A 19,860-nucleotide genomic window follows, 5' to 3' on the forward strand; every position below is an offset into this window, starting at 1 on the left:
TTTCAAATAAGGGGGAGTTAAAACGATAAATTTAAGATGAGTGTGACATTTTTTAGATAAAAAATAAGAGATTTTTTTGAAACTTTTAAGGTAAGAAAGAGAGAAATTTAAAATTTAGCCTTTGCCATAAAAGCAAAGACTAAAATGGATTTTAAGCTTTTTTCTTCATATCAAATTTATTAGCCATGAAGCCAACAAGACCAACAAAGAAAAGACCACCGCAGATGTTACCAAGTGTAACTGGAAGCAAGTTTTTGCTTAAGAAATTTGTCCAGTTGATGACATCTAGTTTATCAGCTGTAGTGTGAAGTAAAGCTGCTGCAGCGTTGATGTCGCCACCGCTTGCTGCTATGTAGTGAGCTTTAGAGATGATAGCTTCAGTGATGATAAACATATTTGCAACGCAGTGTTCCATTGAGCAAGCAACGAATGCGCCGATCATCCACATAATGGCAAAGAATTTACCAGATAGGTTGCTCTCGCTTGTCGCAGTCCAGATAGACATACAAACAAAGACGTTACAAAAGATACCACGAAGAAATAGCTCATGAAATGGTGCTGTGATCTTGCCAATAGCTGCTGGTACAAAGTGTTGCAAGATGTAGCCGTCGTATTTTAGTGGCAAACCAGAGTAGTAGTACATATAAGCGATCAATGCGCCACCAACGAAGTTAAATATCCAAACAATTACCCAGTAGCTTATGGTTTTGCCAAGTGGCAATTTGCCATCATATGCACTAACACCGCTTAAAACAGAGCTAGTAAATAGGTGACCACCATAAAATACAACCATCATGAGGCCGCAGCTAAATGTGATACCACCGATGAAGTTTGAAAGACCGATAGACTGTTTTTCAGCCATACCAACTGTTGAGTGAGCCCAAAAAATATCACCCATTGCAATAGCAGCTCCAGCCATAATAGCAAGGAATATAATGCTTACAAGTGGCGTATGAGCTTTATGCTCCATAGAACTTGACACCGCTTGAGCGGTTTCTGCCGGATTTAACATCACGTCTCCTTTTTATTTGACCTTCTTTGATCTATAACAAATATAAAGCAAAGAAGTAGTGCCAAAGATAGACATTTTAGCGTCAAAATTTAATGTTTAAAAATTAGTTTTACACTAAATTTCAAATCCAAAATGATCAAATTTATCTTTAGCAAACCCCAGATTAAATTTAGCTCTTACTAAATTTAACCAACTAAATTTTTATCAATCTCTACAATTCTTAAAAAAGCTTTTCTGGCACTTTTTTTAGCCTGCTCGCTTAGCCCCTCCTCAAAATCAAGGACATTTTCAAGCAAGACACTAATGCCAAGAAAAAGCGTCTTTGGACAAATTTTACGCAAATAACTTAAAAGCACCGGTGTTGGGAGGTTGTGGGTTGAGTAGATGTAGTCTCTATCGTCACTTAGGTCAAAAAACTCTATCTTATCCTCATCAAAGCCGCTCATCGCATCGACTACTATCAAAATGTCAGGCGCAAATTCTCTAATAGCTGAAAATTCGTTCTCAGGCACATCTTGCCCAAAAAAGACCTTCCACTCTTTTAGCTCAGTTTCTACGATGCGGCCGACTTCATTGCCAACATCATCGTCGCCACGCATAGGATTACCGATGCAAAGGATGGCCTTTTTCATCAAAAGTCCTTCCTAAGCACGATATATCCCTCTTTTAAATTTGCCAAAATTTCTTTAAGCTTACACTCACAAAGCTGTGGCAAGAGTCTAGCGATATGCTCAGCAAAAATTTCAACTTCAAAATACTTGCTTAAATTTCCGATCTTAAATTTCACATATTCGCCAGAATTTTTGATCATCTCGTCAAATTCCTCATCGCTTAGCTCTAAGATCTTCTCACTAAAATCAATCGTACCAACGCCGTGTCCCACGCAAGTGGAGAAAATTTTTATCTCCTTTAGCTCGCGTGGAAGCTTTTCGTTGTCGTCCATATGCCTTTTTGTAAGCTTATAAACTTGTATCATCTTTTACTCCAAACCTCACTATCAACATCAATCGCAAAATTTTTACCAGCTTTTGCATATTTTAGATAGACATCGTTGTGTAAAAGTGCCATACACTCAGCATATCTAGGATCATCTTCTTTTTTGATAGCTGCTATAACCGCTTCACGTGCAAGCTCTGGGTTGTGGATATCACTTGAGCCCTTGATAGCGTCCATATATTTTTCAAATAGTGTTCTACCAAAGATATAACTCATCAGCCTTTTACTTTCGGCATGCAAGTCACGTTCAAACAAGATATCGCCCATTACTGACTTTTTAACTGGAGGAGGCGTAGTGCTATCATTTTCGTAGCTTTTTTTGTGTAGCTTTTGATCAATGATGCCAAGAGCCATACCTAGACCATAAATAACACTTGCTGGGTGTGGAGGGCAGCCTGGGATATAGACATCAACTGGTATGATCTTATCTATACCGCCCCAAACGCTGTAAGCGTCGTGGAAAATTCCACCAGTACTTCCACAAGCACCAAAAGCAACTACGATCTTAGGATCTGGAGCTGCTTCATAAGCACGAAGTAGTGGGTAGTACATCTGTCTTGTGACTGGTCCTGAGCAAAGCAAGATATCAGCGTGTCTTGGGTTTGCTACAAGCTTAAAGCCAAAGCGCTCTGGGTCCCACATCGGAGTGATAGCAGCGAAAATTTCGATCTCACAACCGTTGCAGCTTCCGCAGTCGATCCTATAAACACTAAAGCTTCTTTTGATATTTTTTAAATGCTCTAGCTTTGCAGTTAGGTCATTTGCTGTTTTTATGTCCTCTGGGACTTGATATAGACTCATTTTATAGCCTCCTCAACGCCTTTTGTTAGCCTCTCAGCAGATTGATTTTTCTTGCACTCTGGGCAGATGAAAAGATACTCTTTTGCCTCTTCAAGTCTGCCTGGGAGTAAATTTGCTGTGCCAAGCTTTTCAAGGGTGAAATTTATAAGCCTTTTTGGCGTAAATGGCTTGCCGCAGCATTTGCAAGTTTGCATCTCAAGCTCGCCTCTTTGGATAAGAGCGCTCTTGTCAAATTTAACCGCAAGCTCAAAGCTATCGCTAAGTCTTACGGCTCCAGTTGGGCAAACCTCATCGCAGCGACCGCAGAATATGCAGCGACCACAGTCAAACTGCCAAACAAGCCTTGTTTGCTCATCGTTCATCTTAAGCTCTATTGCGTTACTAGGGCAAGCGACACCGCAAGCTGCACAACCTACACAAAGATCGTATGTATAGTCTGGCTGACCGCGGAAATTCTCAGGCACAATATATGGCTCAAATGGATAGGCGTATGTCGCCTTTCCATATTTTTCTGTGATGTCAAATAACTTCATCATCTTAAATCCTTCTTACTAACCCCGCCATCTTGACAGAATTTTTTAAGGTCTTTTTCTGTTAAAATTTTACTTTTTTTAGTCCTTACATCAACCAAAGTAACACGCTCGGTGCATGAGTAGCAAGGGTCAAGTGAGCAAACGATAAGTGCAGCGTCACTTATATTGTTTCCTCTAAATTGATACCTTAGGCTTGGCCAGTTGTTATATGTCGCAGCCCTACATCTCCAGCGATATACTTTTTGAGCGCTACCTTGCATGATCCAGTGGACGTTCTCACCACGTGGTGCTTCGTCGTGACCAAGTGCGAAATTCTCAGGCTTGATCATAGTCACAGGATCGATCATAATCGGAGTTTGAGGCATCATCTCAAAGCATTGGCGGATGATGTGGATAGAGCTTTTTAGCTCTTTATATCTAACCATCTCACGAGCAAAAACGTCGCAACCATGCTCAACTGCTACTTCAAATTCTATCTGTTTGAAGAAGTCGTATGGATGATCGTAGCGGTTATCACGTTTAAAGCCAGAGCCTCTCATATTTGGACCAACTGGGCTAAAGTCACGTGCTATTTGGCGGTCTAGGATACCTACACCTTTCCAGCGTCCGATTTGGCGTTTATCTTCCAAAACTGCATCCCAAATTTCTGAAATTTGAATGTCAAGTTTGTTGATGATCTCTAAGCCTTTTTTGATCTCATGGTTTGTCATATCACGTCTTAAGCCACCCATAACAACGTTGCCGTATGTTTTACGTCCGCCAGTTACAAGTTGAGCTAGCTCCATAGAGTACTCACGAACCCTAAAGATATGCATAAAAGCATTGTAGTTACCAGTAACCTCACAAGCTAGACCGATATTTAAAAGGTGGCTGTGAAGACGCTCGATCTCAAGACAGATGACGCGTATAGCTTGAGCTCTTAGTGGGATTTCAAGCTTTATAGCTTTTTCTGCTGCTTCTATACAAGCTATAGCGTGAGCATAACCGCAAATTCCGCAAACACGCTCTGCAAGATAGCCCATTTGATCATAGTTCATTCTGTTTTCAGCTAGCTTCTCCATACCGCGGTGTTGATAAAACAAGCGGTAGTCAGCGTCGATGATCTCATCGCCGTCGCAGAAAAGTCTAAAGTGACCTGGCTCATCAGATGTAACGTGTAGTGGTCCAAGTGGCACATCGACTACTGCGTCACCTGTTGGGAATAAAAACTCCGCATCAGGCTCATCTCTGTGATCTACTGGATCAGGGCGGTAGCGGTAGTCCATAGCATCTTTTCTAAGTGGATGAAGTCCATCTGGCCAGTCATCACTTAAAACTAGACGTCTTTTATCAGGTAGTCCCTCGGCTACTAGGCCAAACATATCATAAGCTTCTCTTTCATACCAGACACAAGCTGGTACAAGTGGAGTAACTGATGGAAATGTCGGATCGCTTCCTGGGATAAGGGTTTTAACTGTGATAAAGCACTTATCCTCAGCTGCAAAGTCATCGGCCTCAGTCATCTTGCTACCTTCCATTGAGATAGCATAGTAAAGCGCATAGCAGCCATTTATCTGGCGCTCGTCGTTTGGTATCATAGTGCTTATAAAGCCACCGATATCATAATAAAGTGTCTTAACAGCTAGTGGAAGATCGTTTCTATCAACCAAAACTGTGATCTGATCGTCTGCTTGACGAGTTACTTCTAAAATTTTTACCTTTGTTTTTAGGATTTCAACAAATTTATCGCCTCTCATTTTAAAGCTCCCATCATTATATTAACACCGTTATTTACTAGCGTATAAAAACTATCTACTTTCCATACACCAAAGATTATGATAAGGACACAAAGTGCTATAAGAGGTAAATTTTCAAACAAACTCATCTCTTTATTATGAACAACCACACCTTTTGGCTCGCCAAAGCTTGCCATATTAAAGTGCGCAAAGTCAGCTATGAAAATAACTGCAAGTGCAATAGCAAATAGCGCAACTGCGATATATTGACCACTTGTGATAGCTCCAACGAAGACGTTATATTCGCTAACAAATATAGCAAATGCTGGAACACCAACTAGTGAGCATACAGCTGCACCAAACAAAATAGTTGTAATAGGTGCGATCTTAATCATGCCACCCATCTTACTCATATCTTTGTGACCGTAAATTCTTGCTATATTGCCTGTTGTGCAGAAAGCCAAAGCTTTTGTAAAGCTGTGAGCTAAGCAGTGGAATATCGCTGCAAATAGACCAAATTTACCGCCAACACCAAGTGCAAATGCGATAACACCCATGTGAACGATTGAGTGGTATGCAAACATTCTTTTTACGTTGTGTTGTCTTATTAGGAAAAATCCTGCTACAAAAAGTGTGATGGTTCCTGATACGATCATTATACCTTCAACAAAGCTAAATCCAACTGCTTGAGCTGCGATAGCGTAGTATCTTAAAAGTGCAAGCATCGCACATTTTAAAAGTACACCTGATAGCAATGCTGAGATAGGTGCTGGACCTTCAGCGTGAACGTCTGGCAACCAAGTGTGAGTTGGAGCAAGACCAGCTTTTGTACCAAAACCAATTAGTGCAAATACAAAGATAAGTTTTGCTGCATCTGGATTTAGATTTTTAGCATTTTCCATTATGCTTGAAAACTGCATAGAAGCCTCACCATCTCCTAAAGTGCTATATGTAGCTGAGTATAGAAGAACGGTTGCATAAAGAGCAAATGCTAGACCAATTGAGCAAAGAACGATGTATTTATAACCACTCTCTGTTGATTTTTGATCTTTGTGGATAGCAACCAAAAATACAGAAGCTAGTGTAGTAGCCTCGATAGCTGCCCACATAAACGCAACATTGTTGCAAATAACACTTAAAGTCATTGTAAAGATAAATACATGGCTTAGTGCGTAGTATTTTTTAAGATCGCTTAAATGAATGTGTCCATCTTCAAGTTCCCATCTCATATAGTGGATAGAGTAGAAATTTACTATAAATCCAGTTACGGCGATAAGCACTAAGAAAACACAGCCTAAGCTATCTAAGAATAAAAATTTATCAAAACTATAAAAAGTTCCGCCACTTAAAACTTTAAGAACATTGTTAAGTAAAGCCACTGATGTCGCAGCAGAAAACAAGACATGAAGTCCACTAAGTACTGCATAGTTTTTAGGACTTAAAAACAAGATCAAAGCACCAAGGAGCGGTATGATAAGTATTAAAGCTAAACTATCCATCTCTAACCCCTTAAATTTGAAGCTTTAGAAGTATCTAAGCTATCATAAGCTTTATAAAATCTAATCGCTAGAACGCTCATGATAATAACAGCAAATATCGCATCTGTTAAAATTCCAAGCTCAACTAGCTCATGTGAGTTGTAAGCCATTAGAGCAAGGCTTAGGTGGATACCATTTTCAAACAAGCAGTAAGCTAGAATTTGTTTTATAAATGAGTTTCTTAACATAAAGCCAAAAATTCCCATCATAAAGACTGTTCCAGCAGCGATTAACATAATCTCTTCTTTGATAAGAGAGAATTTTAAAAATATAGGGTGGATACTCATTGAAAGAGCTAGAGAAAATCCCATAGCAATAACAGGGCTTACAAAAAATCCACCAACTGGCTCATCTTCGCTAACTACGCCAAGTTTTTTGATAAGCCAGAACAAAATTCCTGGCACGAAAAGAACTTTGGTAAAAAACGCAACGATCGCCCAAGTTTTTAGCTGCTCAGCGTTAAATTTCTCAGATAGCAAGAAAAATATACTAACTAAAAGTAGCGTCTCTATCGCATAAGCGATGATTGAGAGTTTCAAGCTTCTAAGGCCAAAAACCGCAAGCGAAGTTACGATCATGCAAATGGCTAAAATATCTAGTGTTTGCATCTCACGCTCCTACTACATAAAGTGTTAGTGCAACAAACGAAATGGCAAGTGCACCAAGAGCATTTTTGCGTAAAGATGAAGTCATTTTAAAGCGTGGTCCAAAGTTGTCTATAAATACAGCTGCGACGTAAAATACTCCAGTTTTTATCACAAAAACGATAATAGCTAAGAAAGGATTGCTAAAATTCCATGGCTCAAATATGCTTAGGAAAAGTCCTATCATAGCAAACTGTTTTAATATAAGTGATGCTTGAACTAAGCCAAGGTCGCTACCAGCGTACTCACCAAGAACACCCTCTTGAAGCTCTTGTTCTGCTTCAGCTAAGTCAAATGGCTTTCTACCAGTCTCAACATACATACACCACAAAAATGCGATAGAAGCAACGGCAAAACTTGGAATTTGATATCCGATAACGCCAGTTCTTACCATCTCTTGGATCTCAACTAAATTTGATGTTTTAGCTGCAAGCATAACTACGATTAAGCACATAATCATAACTGGCTCAACATAAACACCAAGCATTTGCTCCCTGCCGCCGCCTGTTGCCGCAAATGGGTTGCCGCTATCCATTGAAGCTGCACCAAATACAAATCTAAGTAGCGCACCAAGATAGAGGATAACAAATATATCTGAATATGCTCCAAATACAGTGTCTTTGCTATAAGTGATAGGTATAGCAGCTAGCACTGCAGCTGAAGTTGCAAAAAGGAAAAATGGAGCCCATCTAAATACCCAGTGTGAGCACTCAGGGACGGTTCTTCCTCTTCTAAAAAGCTTTATAATGTCGCGATATGTTTGAAAGAAATCGCTACCTTGTTTTGATTGAAGTTTAGCTCTAAGTTTTCTTGCCATACCATCAAACAAAGGAGCTACCAAAACGATAACGACTACTTGAAATATCATTAAAAGTATAGTTTGCATTTTCGTCTCCTAAACTAAAAAGTAGCCCACAGCAAGTATGACACAAAGATATAGCAAGATATAAAGTGCATATACATTTGTATAACCACTTTGAACGATACCTAGCTTATCAGCAAATTTCACACACCATTTAATGACTGGTTCATAAAACATTCCCCACCAAATATCTTTAGGATGGTTGTGATACTCAACCGCGTCAAAATAATTTCTAGTAACTACTTTTTTATCAGCTCTAAATAGCCATTGCATAATCTTTCTAAGGTCGCCAGTGAATGGACCACCTGTCATTTGCATACGTGAGCTATATTTAAAGCCACAAGCCCAAGGATCAGTTTCGCGTGGTTTATCTCTGTTTGCTTTCATAACAGCAAGGATGATAAATGGCAAAATCATGGTCGCACATAGGACCAAAGCGATAAGTGGAGTTGAGATCATACTACCCATAGGTGAAGTTACGTTTATAGCACCAAGGCTAGCTTTATAGTCGCTTATAGCGATAGAATTTACAGCTTGCATGATGTAATCAACTATGTAGTTTGCGCCAAGACCAAAGCCAACGCAGCCTATCATTAGGATGATCATACCAAGAACCATTCCTATCGGACTCTCTTTAGCATTTTCCCAAATTTTTTGATCTCTTGGAGTACCTGCAAAGATAACAGCGTAAAGTTTAAGGTGCATACCAACCAAAACGCCTGTTAGCGCAAGAGCTACAACACCAAGTGTAAATGCATATCTAACTAATGTTCCTTCTCCCATAGCACCTTGAAGCATACCTTGATATGTAAACCACTCTGAAACAAAGCCATTTACTGGAGGTAAAGCTGCGATACCCATGATACCTATAAACATACCAAGGCTTGTCCATGGCATCTTTTTAGCAAGACCACCAAGGATGTCCATATTTTGTGTATGAGTAGCGTGGATGACTGAACCAGCGCAAAGGAAAAGCAGACCTTTAAATATAGCGTGATTGACTACGTGGTAGCAACCTGCTAGAAAACCTACTGCTGCAAGTGTTAAATTTCCAGCTGCAACACCGTAAATGCCAGTACCAAGACCTAGCAAGATAATGCCTATGTTCTCAACTGAGTGGTAAGCAAGCAAAGCTTTGAAGTCGTGTTGGCAAAGAGCGTATAAAACACCAAATAGTGAGCTAGCTGCACCAAGAGCGAGTATTGTAAGACCAAAATATGTGCTAAGTGGTAGGTAAAGTGTAAATTTAACTAGTGTAAATAGAGCAACTTTAATCATAACGCCTGACATAAGGGCTGAAACGTTTGATGGTGCTGCTGGGTGAGCTTGTGGAAGCCAAACGTGGAATGGCCACATACCAGCCTTACTACCAAAGCCGACCAAGAATAGTACAAATACAGCAGCAGAAGCGCCAAATGGCATCTTAACACCCATAAATGCGCTAAATTCAAAGCTTCCTGCATAGTAAGCTGTGATAAGCAAGCCACAGGTTATACAAAATGCACCGATTTGTGCGATGCCAAGATATACCATAACCGCTTTAAGTGTATTTTTACCGTCATTGACGATGATAAGAAATGATGATACAAGAGTCATGAGCTCCCATAAAACAACAAAGCAAAATACATTATCAGCACTGATTACTAGAAGCATTGAAAGGATGAATGTGTTAAACAAACATGCAAACACACCAACATTTGCTTTTTTTATGTACTCTTCTGCATAGCTCATACCATAAACACTACTTGCAAATCCGATGAAAACAACGACAAAGCTGAAGAAATTTCCAAGTGGATTTAGTGCAAATTTTGGCGAATACAAAAAGCCATCCATAAGAGCAAAGCTATCACTTACTCCCATATTTGCAACGAAGTGACACATCGCATAAAAGCAGCTTATAGCACTTAGTCCAAAACCAACTTTAACAGCGGCTTTTGGAGCGCAGTAGAGCAAGATACTAACGACGGCACTTACAAGAAATAGCATATAAACCGTAGTCATCTTATGCTCCTTGTCCGTTTAAAATTTTAGTAGCAAATTTATTCGCTGCATCGTAGTCTATCCTCTTGCCAAGCTTATGTTTGCCCTCTTCTGGATCTACCATTATAAGAGCGCTTGTTGGGCATACATCAACGCAAGCTGGTCCATTTTCACGGCCAAAGCACATATCACATTTTACTGCGATGTTTTTTGCGCCTGATTGTGACTCTACTTCAAGATAGTATTTTGGCTCGACAGCGTAATTTACTGAAGGCATAAGCTCTGCACTTGAGCTTATCGCACCATAAGGGCAAGCGATCGTGCACATCTTGCAACCTATACAAATTTCCTCGTGAAGTTCGATGCAATTATCGTTAAATCGCAACGCTCCAGTTGGACATACATTTGCGCAAGGGCCATCGTCGCATTGTCTGCACTGAGTCGGCATAACACCGCTAGCTTCTCTTAAGACGCTTAGCCTTGCACGTGATAGTTTGCCGCGTTCATAAGCACTTTTAAAACATGCAGCCATACAGGTCGCACATCCTATGCAGCGTTTAGAATCGGCAATCACAAATTTATGTTTTTTCATAAATTCCTCCTAAAAAACAAGGCAAGACCGCCCTGCTCACTAATAGAGTGATTGTTAATCACATGAATAGAGATAGTTAAATTTTTATTTAACATCTCAAACGCTCCTTCCTGAAATTTTTGAAACAATTCTATAACTTCTGGCGATTAAATTCCGTCAGCTATCTGACAAATTTTGTATTTTTGAAATTAAATTTTTATTTTATATTAGTTTAAGATATGCTTGTAAATATCGATAATATAGTGGTATTAATCAAAAAATGTTAATATTTCATAACAAACATTTAGTAAAAAGAGTAATATTATCTCATTTAAGTTTAAATTTAAAAATTAGTTTTTTAAGCTTGGGTTAATTAAATGAAACTGAAATTTAAAAATCTAAAATATAATCTCACTTTTAAATTTAAAAGGTCGTTTTATGGAATTTCTTATTTTTATAGTTTTGCTCATTTTTGCAATTTTTACATTTATGAAATTTGCCCCTGTTTTTGGTGGCAGACCAGACGCCAAAAGTCAAAAACTCATAGATGCTTCGCCAAATTTTAATGGCAAAGTTTTTGTAAATTTAGAGCCAACGATCGATCTAGTAAAGAAAAGTCCGCAAGCATCTATGCTAAATTTTACCATCCAAGCGCTCTTTCCACCAAAGGGCAAGCTGCCAAAGCGCCCTTTGCCAAATTTAAAATTTAACGCAAATGCCTTAAAAAACGGCGAGTTTATCTGGCTTGGGCACGTTAGCCTCATCTGCAAGCTTGATGGCAAAACCATCATCACAGACCCCGTTTTGCACCGAGCATTCCCTCTCCCAGTTGGCGGCAAGCCCTTTGCCTACAAGCACGCCATCACCGTTAGCGACTACCCAGACGTGATCGATATCGCCCTTATCTCGCACGACCACTACGACCATCTTGATCATAAAACGATCCTTGAGCTAAAGGATAGGATAGCCAAATTTCTAGTGCCATTTGGCGTCAAGGCTCACCTCGTAAAATGGGGCGTGGATGAAGGCAAAATTTACGAATTTGACTGGTTTAACAAGCAAAAAATAGAAAATTTAAACTTCACTTTTTGCCCCTCAAGGCACTTTAGCGGGCGCACATTTAAAAGAAACACCACGCTTTGGGGCGGCTGGGCGGTAGAGGAGGCTGGCTTTAGCTTTTATTTTAGTGGCGATGGCGGATATGGCAAGCATTTTAAGATGATAAATGAAAAATTTGGCGGTTTTGATCTAGTTTTTATAGAAAATGGCGCTTACAGCGATGGCTGGCCTTACGTGCATATGAAGCCAGAAGAGTCAGCGCAAGCGCTAAAAGATCTTGGTGCAAGGCTTGGCGTGCCAGTGCATTGGGGTAAATTTGATCTTTCTTATCACGCTTGGGATGAGCCGATCAAGCGTTTTGAAAAGGCTGCTACAAAACTTGAGCTAAACTACGCAACGCCGATGATCGGAGAGGTTTTCACCGTGCAAAATCCACCTAGAAAAAAGTGGTGGGGTGAAATTTAGGAATAAAATTTGCTCTAAATTTTAAAATCCAAAAGGAAGTGCAGATGAAAATTTCTGAAAATTTATCAAATTTAAAAAACGCCATCGACAAGGCAGCGAAAAACGACCTTGATGCAAGCGCTACTGGAAGCTTTTTGCAAAATTTAGAAAAAGCAAACAAAGAGACAGAGAAGATCTACGAAAAGCTTGAAAAAGAGCTAAAGAGCGACGCGCAGATGTTTAAGCAGTTTGACTTCATGCAGATGATGACAAAGCTTCAATACGGCAACCTAAAATCAAGCGAGCGAGAAGAGCTGATAAATAAAATGAGCAAGATCGCCAAAGAAATTTAGCTTTTTAGCGCGACTTTACGGCGAGCCAAATTTGGCTATTTTGCGTAAATTTATGTGGTTTTTGCTGAGTAAATTTGCCAAAAAATGTAAATTTACTCACTTAGCAACTGTTAATATCCTCACATTTGCCACATCTTTTGCCAAATACCTGTTGCACACTAGGTATGCAAGAGAGCATCGGTATATCACATGCGCAAAATTCAAGCAAATTTCTCAAATGTTTTTAGCTTCTAAATTTAAAGCTAGTCAATAAATAAAGGCAAATTTTAAAATTTCATGAGCGAGTAATTTCGGCTCTAAAATTTGAGCTAAGCAATAAGCAAAGCCAAATTTTAGTAGTCAATTCTTGGGGGTGAATGGAATTTTAAAATTTGCTTTGAGATATAAATTTATCAAAATGGAGGCAAGGGACTTGAATTTCGCTTCGCGGGCTCGCAACTGCAGGGCAGACACGAAGTCCGTCCCTTTATCTCCCTTTAGATCCCACGTCTGCTCGCAGTTACGAGACAAAGCCCGAGTAAAAACCCCTCGCACGTTAGAGGTGCATGCGATAGCACTGGCGCACTGCATGCGGTTAAAAAATCTAGCAAAATTTAAATTTATAAACAGCTCTGTTAAATTTGCAAGCTCTCACAAATTTTTACCAAGCAAAATACCAAGATAGCTTGCGAGCAGGCAAAGGACTAGGCTAAAAAATATATTTAAAAAGCCCTTTGCGAGTTCGCCTTCTAGTAAAAATTTAACGCTATCAAGGCTAAAGCTTGAAAATGTGGTAAAGCCGCCAAGTATACCAACGACCAAGAAAACCCTCGCGCTTTGGCTTAAATTTAGACAAAATAAAACGCCGATAATAAAGCTACCAAGCACATTTACGCCAAGTGTTGCGAGCGGAAAGTGGCTAAATTTAAGTAGTTCGCCAGCTAAAAACCTAGCCCCAGCTCCGATAAAGCCTCCAAGCCCCGCAAAAAGCAAATTTACAAGCATTAGTGGCAGATGCTTGCGAAGCTAAAACCGCGCTTTGTAAGCTCCTCGATGTCCCTGCTTGCTTTCTCGCCCTTTGCGGTGAGGTAGTCGCCTATCACAATCGCATCGGCGCCATTTTCAAAGATCTCATACTGCCTATCGCCCAAAATTTTCTCCCTGCCGCCAGCTATCATGACCCTAGTTTCTGGCAGTGCGCTTTTGGTCTCACGCACGATTTTTAGGGCTTCATCCACACTAAGTGGCGCTAGATCAAGGCGCAGGGCGTCACTTTTTATGAAAAAATTTATAGGCGACGAAAACGGCTCAAGCTCTTTTAGGCTAGCTCTAAAGCTCACCCTCTCAGCCTCGCTTTCGCCAACGCCGTAAATGCCGCCGGTGCAAAGCATTAGCCCAGCCCTTTTTGCGTCTAAATTTGTCTGAAATCTCTCGTCCCAAGAGTGCGTTGTGCAGATTTTGGGGAAATATTCGCGGCTTGTTTCAAGGTTGTGGTTGTAGCTAAAAACGCCAGCATTTTTGAGCTCACAAAGCTGCTCGTAAGTCGCCATGCCGTTACATGCGATGAGCATCAAATTTGGCACTTCTTTGCTCACAGCTCTTGCTAAAGATGCGATGTAGTCGGTCTTTTTGTCATTTAGCCTGGCGCCACTTGTGACTAAACAAAAGCCAAGAGCGTGGTTTTTATAAGCCATTTTGGCCTCGTCCACCACCTGCTGCACGCTTTTTTCTTTAAATTTCGTGATATCAGCGCCAGTTTTGGCACTTTGCGTGCAATAAGCGCAGTCCTCAGCGCAGTTTCCCTGCGTGACGGAGCATATCGCACAAAGCATGATTGTTTTCATTTTTGATCCTTTTTTGGGGCGTATTATAGCTTTGGTAGGTTTAAAATTTAAGCATGATCGTCTTGAATTTACGAAAAACAGGCAAATTTTAAAATTAGAGCTGGCATATCACGGCTCTAAATTTAGTGCTAAACGTAGTGTAACCTAAATTTAGTAGTCTGCTAAGGCGAGTGAGTAAAGTTTTAAAATTTGCAGAATTGCTTTGTTAAATTAGATAGGTGTCAAGTAAATTTTAAAATTTGTAAAGATAGCTTGATTAAATTTGTAAAAGAATAAATTTAAAGATATACCTATTTATATATGTAAATTTACTAGAAAGAATTTAAGAGCCAAAAAGGCTCTTAAATTTTAGTGGAGTTCGCTCCAGACTTTGCGTTTCCAAAGCCAAGCGAAAATTCCTAAGATAAAGAAGTAGATCATCACGTAAATACCAGTGCTCTCACGCTCAGCCTTTTTGCTGTCACCTACTTTTTGGATGTAAGATACTATGTCGTCTTCAGCGGCTTTGTTTAAGCCAACTCTAGGCATCGCAGTGCCTGGAAGCATCTTTTGAGTATCGTTTATAAATTTATGCAAGTAGTCTGCACCTTTTGAGCGGATCATCATAGATAGATCAGGTGGGTTTGAACCCATATAAGCTGCGAGGCTTACTTTGTTGCCAAGAGTATATTTTTTATCATACTTTATATCGTGGCATCTTTGACATGCATCAGCGAAAACCTTTTCTTCAGTGATCTTGCTCTTTGCATCTGCGTCAGCTGATACCTTTTTAAGGTAAGCAACTATGTCAGCAACCTCAGCGTTCATATCGCCGCCAGCACCCATAAATGCAGTCATCGGATAAGGATGCTCGTCGTTAAATTTATGAGATAGTTTTACAGCCATAGTTGGATTTTTGATGAGTGCAGCTAAAAATCTCTCGTCATAAATTTTACCAGCTGTACTAAGATCTGGTGGCACTACGCCAAAGCTTTGGCTAGCTGTCTCAGCGTCCATACTAGCTGGCATGCCGGCTGCTTCGATGCCGTGGCATCCTGTACATCCAGCTGCTCCAAATGTCTCAGCACCTTTTGTTGCGTCGCCCTTTGCAAGGTCGATTGAATTTATATCAGCCCAAAAAGCTGTATAGTCATCAAGAATTTTTTGTGCCGTCTCAACATCTTTTGTAGCTGCATCGATGCTAGCTTTGTTGCCGCTAGCTTTTGCAGCCTCAAGCGCCTCTTTTTTCTGCTCTAAAAAGTGTTTAGCGTAGTCAGTATCTTCTTTTGAGAAGTTATACTCAGCATTTGCAGTGTGCGGATGAAGCTTTGTGTGAGCGTAAGGCTCGATACCCCAGTATAAAATACCTGAAAGGATAACAACGATGGCAAAAATTTTAAGCTCTTTCATGATTAGCCCCTTTTTCTTTCAAGTATTGTGATAACTGGAAGTGCGATTATAAATAGCACTAAAAATAGTAGTGACGCATAAAATCCTATCCAGTCGTTGATACCGCCTGTTGGAAGCTTGCCATATATAGATAAAACGATAAGGTCAATGACCAATATCCAAAACCATACGAAAAATAGCGGTCTTTTGTGAGCTGGTGCCACAAGGTCGCTTCTATCAAAGAGTGGTATAAGCATAAATGCCACGCCAGCAAAGGCAAATGCGATAAGACCGATGTTATAAGCTGAAATTCCTGCTATATCAAAGAAGAAGCCACGTAAAATTTCATATTGCCACAAGAAATACCACTCTGGATAGATGTGTGGTGGAGTTTTTAGTGGATTTGCTGGCTCAAAGTTGATAGGATCCATCGCAAAGCCAAAGTGATAGCAAACGAGATACATAACAAATATCATAAAAAATGATACATACATGAAGTCTTTTGCCAAAAATCCTGGCCAAAATGGTATAACTTTAGCTTTTGCTCTATCACCGTGTAGATAGACCTCAGCCTCTACGTCAAAGTCGATATCTTCGCTTGTTAGGTTATTTACGTGTGGAACTCTTAGTGAGTAGAAGTGGATAACCAAAACAACGATAGTTACAAGTGGTAGCAAGCAGACGTGAAGCATAAAAAATCTTGTAAGTGTCGAGTCGCCAACTGCATAATCGCCCCTGATCCACTCAACCAAAGCATCGCCGATAACTGGCACACCACCAAAGAGCTGAGTGATAACAGTAGCCGCCCAGTAGCTCATTTGGCCCCATGGGAGCATGTAGCCGCTAAATGCCTCTGCTGAAAAACAGATAAATAGCACCATACCACTTACCCAAATGACCTCTCTGCCTCTTTTGTATGAGCCATAGTAAAGTCCAGTAAGCAAGTGAATATACATGATAAGAAATATAGTCGAAGCTGAAATCGCGTGGATATGACGCCAAAGCCAGCCGTATTCAACCTCTTGCATGATAGTGTAATTTACGCTATCAAAGGCTAAATGTATGTCTGGTTTGTAATACATCATAAGCAAAAAGCCAGTGATGATCAAAAGCAAGAAAAGTGTCGTTAGGATAACGCCCATCGCCCAAAGGAAATTTATATTTTTTGGGATCCAGTATTCGCTAACTAGAACCTTCATCAGTTTTGTAAAAGCTAGGCGCTGATCAAGCCAGTCAATAACACCAGTTGATTTATGAGATAAAGACATCACTAACCTCCTAAGCTTTAGCTACTAATTTTTCATATTCTGGGCTTGTTTCGCCTAGAACTAGCTTGGTTCCATCTATCTTAAATGGTGGGATATCAAGCGGTCTTGGTGGAGGTCCGTATGTCTGTATGCCATCGACGTTAAATTCGCCGCCATGACAGGCACAGACAAAAATTTGCTTGCTAGACTTGTACTCAGGGATACATCCTAGGTGTGTGCAAAGTCCGATAAGAACTACATATCTCGCATCTCCAACGACAACATCTCTCTTGTCGTTTTTAGCCATATCTGGACTTTTTTTGAGGATAAAAATAGGCTTTTTACGCCACTCAACCTGTCTCATCTCGCCATCTTTGATCGGACTTAGATCGACGGTTGTAAAACCAGCAGCTTTTACGCTGGGGAGCGGATCCCAGGTCTTTTTCATGGCAACTAGTGACATCGCGCCACCGACAGCTGCCACTGCACCAAACGCAAGGCCGATAAAGCTTCGTCTTTCTTGCTTTACTGACATTAATTTCCTTTCTATAAATAAAATTTAAACGATTATACTCTCAAAAAATTAAAAAACTATAATCTCACAATATAGTTTGTAAAAATAAAGTGAATTTAAGCTTTTTTTACACCAAAATTTGAGACAAATTTATCTAAAAATGCCTATATATCGTAACTTTAAGCTTTTTATAAAAGATAAATTTGACTTAATACCCAAACGTTAAGATAAAAAAATTTTCTATTTTAGCTCTCGTAAAATAGAAATTTTAATAATAAAATTTATTAAACTTAAAAAATTATAAATAGCAACTATTAAAAATGAGCAACTTTGTTTTAAATTTTAAACGCCAGTTAAATTTTAAAACCATAAAAGGCTTAAATTTAAGCCTTTTTCTCGCTCATCTTTATGTAGATATGCAAAATGTCAATCGCTGCTGGCGTGATACCCGAAATTTCACTCGCCGCAAAGAGCGTTGGCGGGGCAAATTTCTCAAGCTTTTCTACCACTTCGTTGCTAAGTCCGCTTATGCTTCTAAAGTCGAAATTTTCAGGGATTTTTACATCCATCATATCTTTCATTTTTTCGATCTGATTTTTTTGCTCGCCGATGTAGTGCTGATACTTGCACTCGGTTAAAATTTGATCCATGCTTGCATCATCAAGTGTGGCAAATCTCTCATCAAGCTTTCTTAGTTTTTCAGCCGTAAAGCTCTTGCGTGCAACTATCTTTTGAAGGCTCACGTTTTGGCTGATCGGCTCTTCATTAAGACTTGCTAAAAGCTCTAAATTTGCCTTGCTTGGCGTGATCTGAGTCTCGTTTAAAAACTCCAGCCCCTCTTTTAAATTTTTTCTTATATTTTCTATCTTTTTAAAAGTCTCATCATCAAGCAGCCCAAGCTCATGACCATATCCGCCAAGCCTTAAAATGGCATTTTCCTCACGCAAAAGCAAGCGGTACTCCGCCCTACTCGTAAACATCCTATATGGCTCTTTTGTCCCTTTTGTCACAAGGTCATCGATCAAAACGCCGATATACGCCTCATCACGGCGCAAAATGAGCGGCTCTTTGTTATCCAGTGAAAGCGCTGCGTTTATACCAGCCATTAGCCCCTGAGCGCCGGCCTCCTCATATCCAGTCGTGCCGTTTATCTGTCCAGCCAGATAAAGCCCTTTTACCTTTTTAGTCTCCAAGCTATGTTTTAGCTGTGTTGGCTCGACGTAGTCGTATTCAATGGCGTATCCGTGCCTTACGATTTTGGCGTTTTCAAAACCCTTTACAGAGCGGAGCATCTGCACTTGCACCTCATAAGGCAGGCTCGTAGAAAAGCCGTTTATGTAGTATTCTGTCGCTTCAAGGGTCTGAGGCTCGATGAAAAGGTGGTGTCTGTCGCGGTCACCAAAGCGGTTTATCTTATCCTCGATACTTGGGCAATACCTTGGTCCTATGCCCTCGATCTGACCTGTAAAAAGCGGCGCTTTGTCAAAATTTGAGCGGATTATCTCATGGGTGGTTTCGTTTGTATAGGCGATGTAGCATGGCAGCTGCGTTGGGGAGAAATTTTTAGTTCTAAAGCTAAATGCAACTGGTTTTGCGTCGCCATCTTGCTTCTCTAAAATTTCAAAATTTATCGTTTTTGCGTCAATCCTTGGGCATGTTCCAGTCTTTAGCCTGCCTAAATTTAGCCCAAGCTCTCTTAGGCTAGAGCTTAGATCCTTTGCGCTTAGCTCGCCTACACGGCCAGCTTCAAGTTTGTTAAATCCAACGTGGATTAGCCCGTTTAAAAATGTGCCAGTGGTGATTATCACTTTTTTTGCGTTATATGTGTTGTTTAGGTGGGTTTTAACGCCCGCTACTTCGCCATTTTTGCTTAAAATTTCAGTAGCGATCTCTTGAGAAATTTCTAAATTTGGAGTGTTTAAAAGCAAATTTCTCATATAAATGCGGTATCTATCCATATCGATCTGAGCGCGGCTACCACGTACTGCTGGGCCTTTGCTCTCATTTAGCACACGAAACTGGATACCAACAGCGTCCGTTGTAAGCCCCATTTGACCGCCAAGCGCGTCGATCTCTTTTACAAGATGACCTTTTGCAAGGCCTCCAATGGCTGGATTACAGCTTGCAGCGCCTATTTGCTCGGCTAATATTGTGATAAGTAGAGTTTTTTTGCCCATTCTAGCAGCCGCAAGACTTGCCTCAATGCCAGCATGTCCGCCGCCAACGACGATGATTTCATAATTCATGATAAATTTTTCCTTGTTTTTTGTTAGGCGGATTTTATCAAAAAGCATATAAAATTTAAATTTTTTCAAAGAAATTTCGCCACAAATTTATGGCTAGAGTTTTTTATTAATGATATTTTAAATATTTTGCTGTTAGATTTACAAAATTTTAAAT

At 40.1% G+C, this 19,860-nt stretch carries 19 protein-coding genes; 2 read left to right on the forward strand and 17 right to left on the reverse strand.

What is annotated here, in order from left to right:
• Positions 1–151 precede the first annotated feature (151 nt).
• The 11 genes from F3G88_RS00855 to F3G88_RS00905 form a co-directional block, all read right to left on the reverse strand.
• Entirely contained in the window at positions 152–1,012 is an 861-nt protein-coding gene (locus F3G88_RS00855; RefSeq protein ID WP_103567768.1) for a formate/nitrite transporter family protein, read from the reverse strand.
• Positions 1,013–1,197: 185 nt separating this feature from the next.
• A complete protein-coding gene (locus tag F3G88_RS00860) occupies positions 1,198–1,644 on the reverse strand; it encodes a hydrogenase 3 maturation endopeptidase HyCI (RefSeq protein ID WP_021087517.1) in 447 nt (148 codons plus the stop codon).
• Positions 1,644–1,988 carry a formate hydrogenlyase maturation HycH family protein gene (locus F3G88_RS00865; RefSeq protein WP_002939326.1) on the reverse strand — a complete coding sequence of 115 codons (345 nt, stop codon included), beginning with the start codon at positions 1,986–1,988 and terminating at the stop codon, positions 1,644–1,646. Before F3G88_RS00865 ends, F3G88_RS00860 begins: the two co-directional genes overlap by 1 nt.
• Positions 1,985–2,809 (reverse strand): NADH-quinone oxidoreductase subunit B family protein, encoded by an 825-nt coding sequence (locus tag F3G88_RS00870; RefSeq protein WP_021087529.1) that lies wholly within the window; start codon positions 2,807–2,809, stop codon positions 1,985–1,987. The genes F3G88_RS00865 and F3G88_RS00870 overlap by 4 nt, the downstream gene beginning before the upstream one ends.
• Positions 2,806–3,345, reverse strand: coding sequence for a formate hydrogenlyase complex iron-sulfur subunit (locus F3G88_RS00875; protein WP_103646020.1), 540 nt, complete (start codon positions 3,343–3,345; stop codon positions 2,806–2,808). Before F3G88_RS00875 ends, F3G88_RS00870 begins: the two co-directional genes overlap by 4 nt.
• Complete coding sequence (locus F3G88_RS00880) at positions 3,342–5,078, reverse strand: hydrogenase large subunit (RefSeq protein WP_009294856.1); 1,737 nt, start codon at positions 5,076–5,078, stop codon at positions 3,342–3,344. The genes F3G88_RS00875 and F3G88_RS00880 overlap by 4 nt, the downstream gene beginning before the upstream one ends.
• Positions 5,075–6,556 carry a hydrogenase 4 subunit F gene (locus F3G88_RS00885; protein ID WP_103574023.1) on the reverse strand — a complete coding sequence of 494 codons (1,482 nt, stop codon included), beginning with the start codon at positions 6,554–6,556 and terminating at the stop codon, positions 5,075–5,077. The genes F3G88_RS00880 and F3G88_RS00885 overlap by 4 nt, the downstream gene beginning before the upstream one ends.
• A gap of 2 nt (positions 6,557–6,558) precedes the next feature.
• On the reverse strand, positions 6,559–7,203 hold the full coding sequence (gene hyfE / locus F3G88_RS00890) for a hydrogenase 4 membrane subunit (protein ID WP_012001181.1): 645 nt from the start codon (positions 7,201–7,203) through the stop codon (positions 6,559–6,561).
• Between the two features lies 1 nt (position 7,204).
• Positions 7,205–8,125, reverse strand: coding sequence for a respiratory chain complex I subunit 1 family protein (locus tag F3G88_RS00895; protein WP_002939300.1), 921 nt, complete (start codon positions 8,123–8,125; stop codon positions 7,205–7,207).
• A 9-nt stretch (positions 8,126–8,134) separates the two neighbouring features.
• A complete protein-coding gene (locus F3G88_RS00900) occupies positions 8,135–10,102 on the reverse strand; it encodes a proton-conducting transporter transmembrane domain-containing protein (RefSeq protein ID WP_002939304.1) in 1,968 nt (655 codons plus the stop codon).
• Between the two features lies 1 nt (position 10,103).
• On the reverse strand, positions 10,104–10,673 hold the full coding sequence (locus F3G88_RS00905) for a 4Fe-4S dicluster domain-containing protein (protein WP_009294859.1): 570 nt from the start codon (positions 10,671–10,673) through the stop codon (positions 10,104–10,106).
• 417 nt (positions 10,674–11,090) lie between these two features.
• On the opposite strand from F3G88_RS00905, the gene F3G88_RS00910 reads away from it, so the two are divergent.
• Entirely contained in the window at positions 11,091–12,176 is a 1,086-nt protein-coding gene (locus F3G88_RS00910) for an MBL fold metallo-hydrolase (protein ID WP_149715125.1), read from the forward strand.
• Between the two features lie 44 nt (positions 12,177–12,220).
• Positions 12,221–12,508, forward strand: a complete 288-nt coding sequence (locus F3G88_RS00915) for a hypothetical protein (RefSeq protein WP_087581727.1) — start codon at positions 12,221–12,223, stop codon at positions 12,506–12,508.
• Positions 12,509–13,138: 630 nt separating this feature from the next.
• On the opposite strand, the gene crcB is transcribed toward F3G88_RS00915, so the two are convergent.
• The 6 genes from crcB to mnmG form a co-directional block, all read right to left on the reverse strand.
• Positions 13,139–13,492 (reverse strand): fluoride efflux transporter CrcB, encoded by a 354-nt coding sequence (gene crcB / locus F3G88_RS00920; protein ID WP_103574026.1) that lies wholly within the window; start codon positions 13,490–13,492, stop codon positions 13,139–13,141.
• Positions 13,492–14,331: a biotin synthase gene (locus tag F3G88_RS00925; RefSeq protein ID WP_103574027.1), complete on the reverse strand. Its 840-nt coding sequence runs from the start codon at positions 14,329–14,331 to the stop codon at positions 13,492–13,494. The genes crcB and F3G88_RS00925 overlap by 1 nt, the downstream gene beginning before the upstream one ends.
• Before the next feature lie 348 nt (positions 14,332–14,679).
• Complete coding sequence (locus F3G88_RS00930; protein WP_103574028.1) at positions 14,680–15,720, reverse strand: c-type cytochrome; 1,041 nt, start codon at positions 15,718–15,720, stop codon at positions 14,680–14,682.
• Between the two features lie 2 nt (positions 15,721–15,722).
• The gene (locus F3G88_RS00935; RefSeq protein WP_103650272.1) at positions 15,723–16,967 is read right to left on the reverse strand and encodes a cytochrome b; all 1,245 of its coding nucleotides are present in this window, start codon (positions 16,965–16,967) and stop codon (positions 15,723–15,725) included.
• Between the two features lie 10 nt (positions 16,968–16,977).
• Positions 16,978–17,481 (reverse strand): ubiquinol-cytochrome c reductase iron-sulfur subunit, encoded by a 504-nt coding sequence (petA, locus tag F3G88_RS00940; protein ID WP_103567972.1) that lies wholly within the window; start codon positions 17,479–17,481, stop codon positions 16,978–16,980.
• Between the two features lie 362 nt (positions 17,482–17,843).
• Positions 17,844–19,706 (reverse strand): tRNA uridine-5-carboxymethylaminomethyl(34) synthesis enzyme MnmG, encoded by a 1,863-nt coding sequence (mnmG, locus tag F3G88_RS00945; RefSeq protein WP_149715126.1) that lies wholly within the window; start codon positions 19,704–19,706, stop codon positions 17,844–17,846.
• Positions 19,707–19,860 lie beyond the last annotated feature (154 nt).

Source organism: Campylobacter concisus, from assembly GCF_902460675.1.
In the GTDB taxonomy this organism is placed as follows: domain Bacteria; phylum Campylobacterota; class Campylobacteria; order Campylobacterales; family Campylobacteraceae; genus Campylobacter_A; species Campylobacter_A concisus_AJ.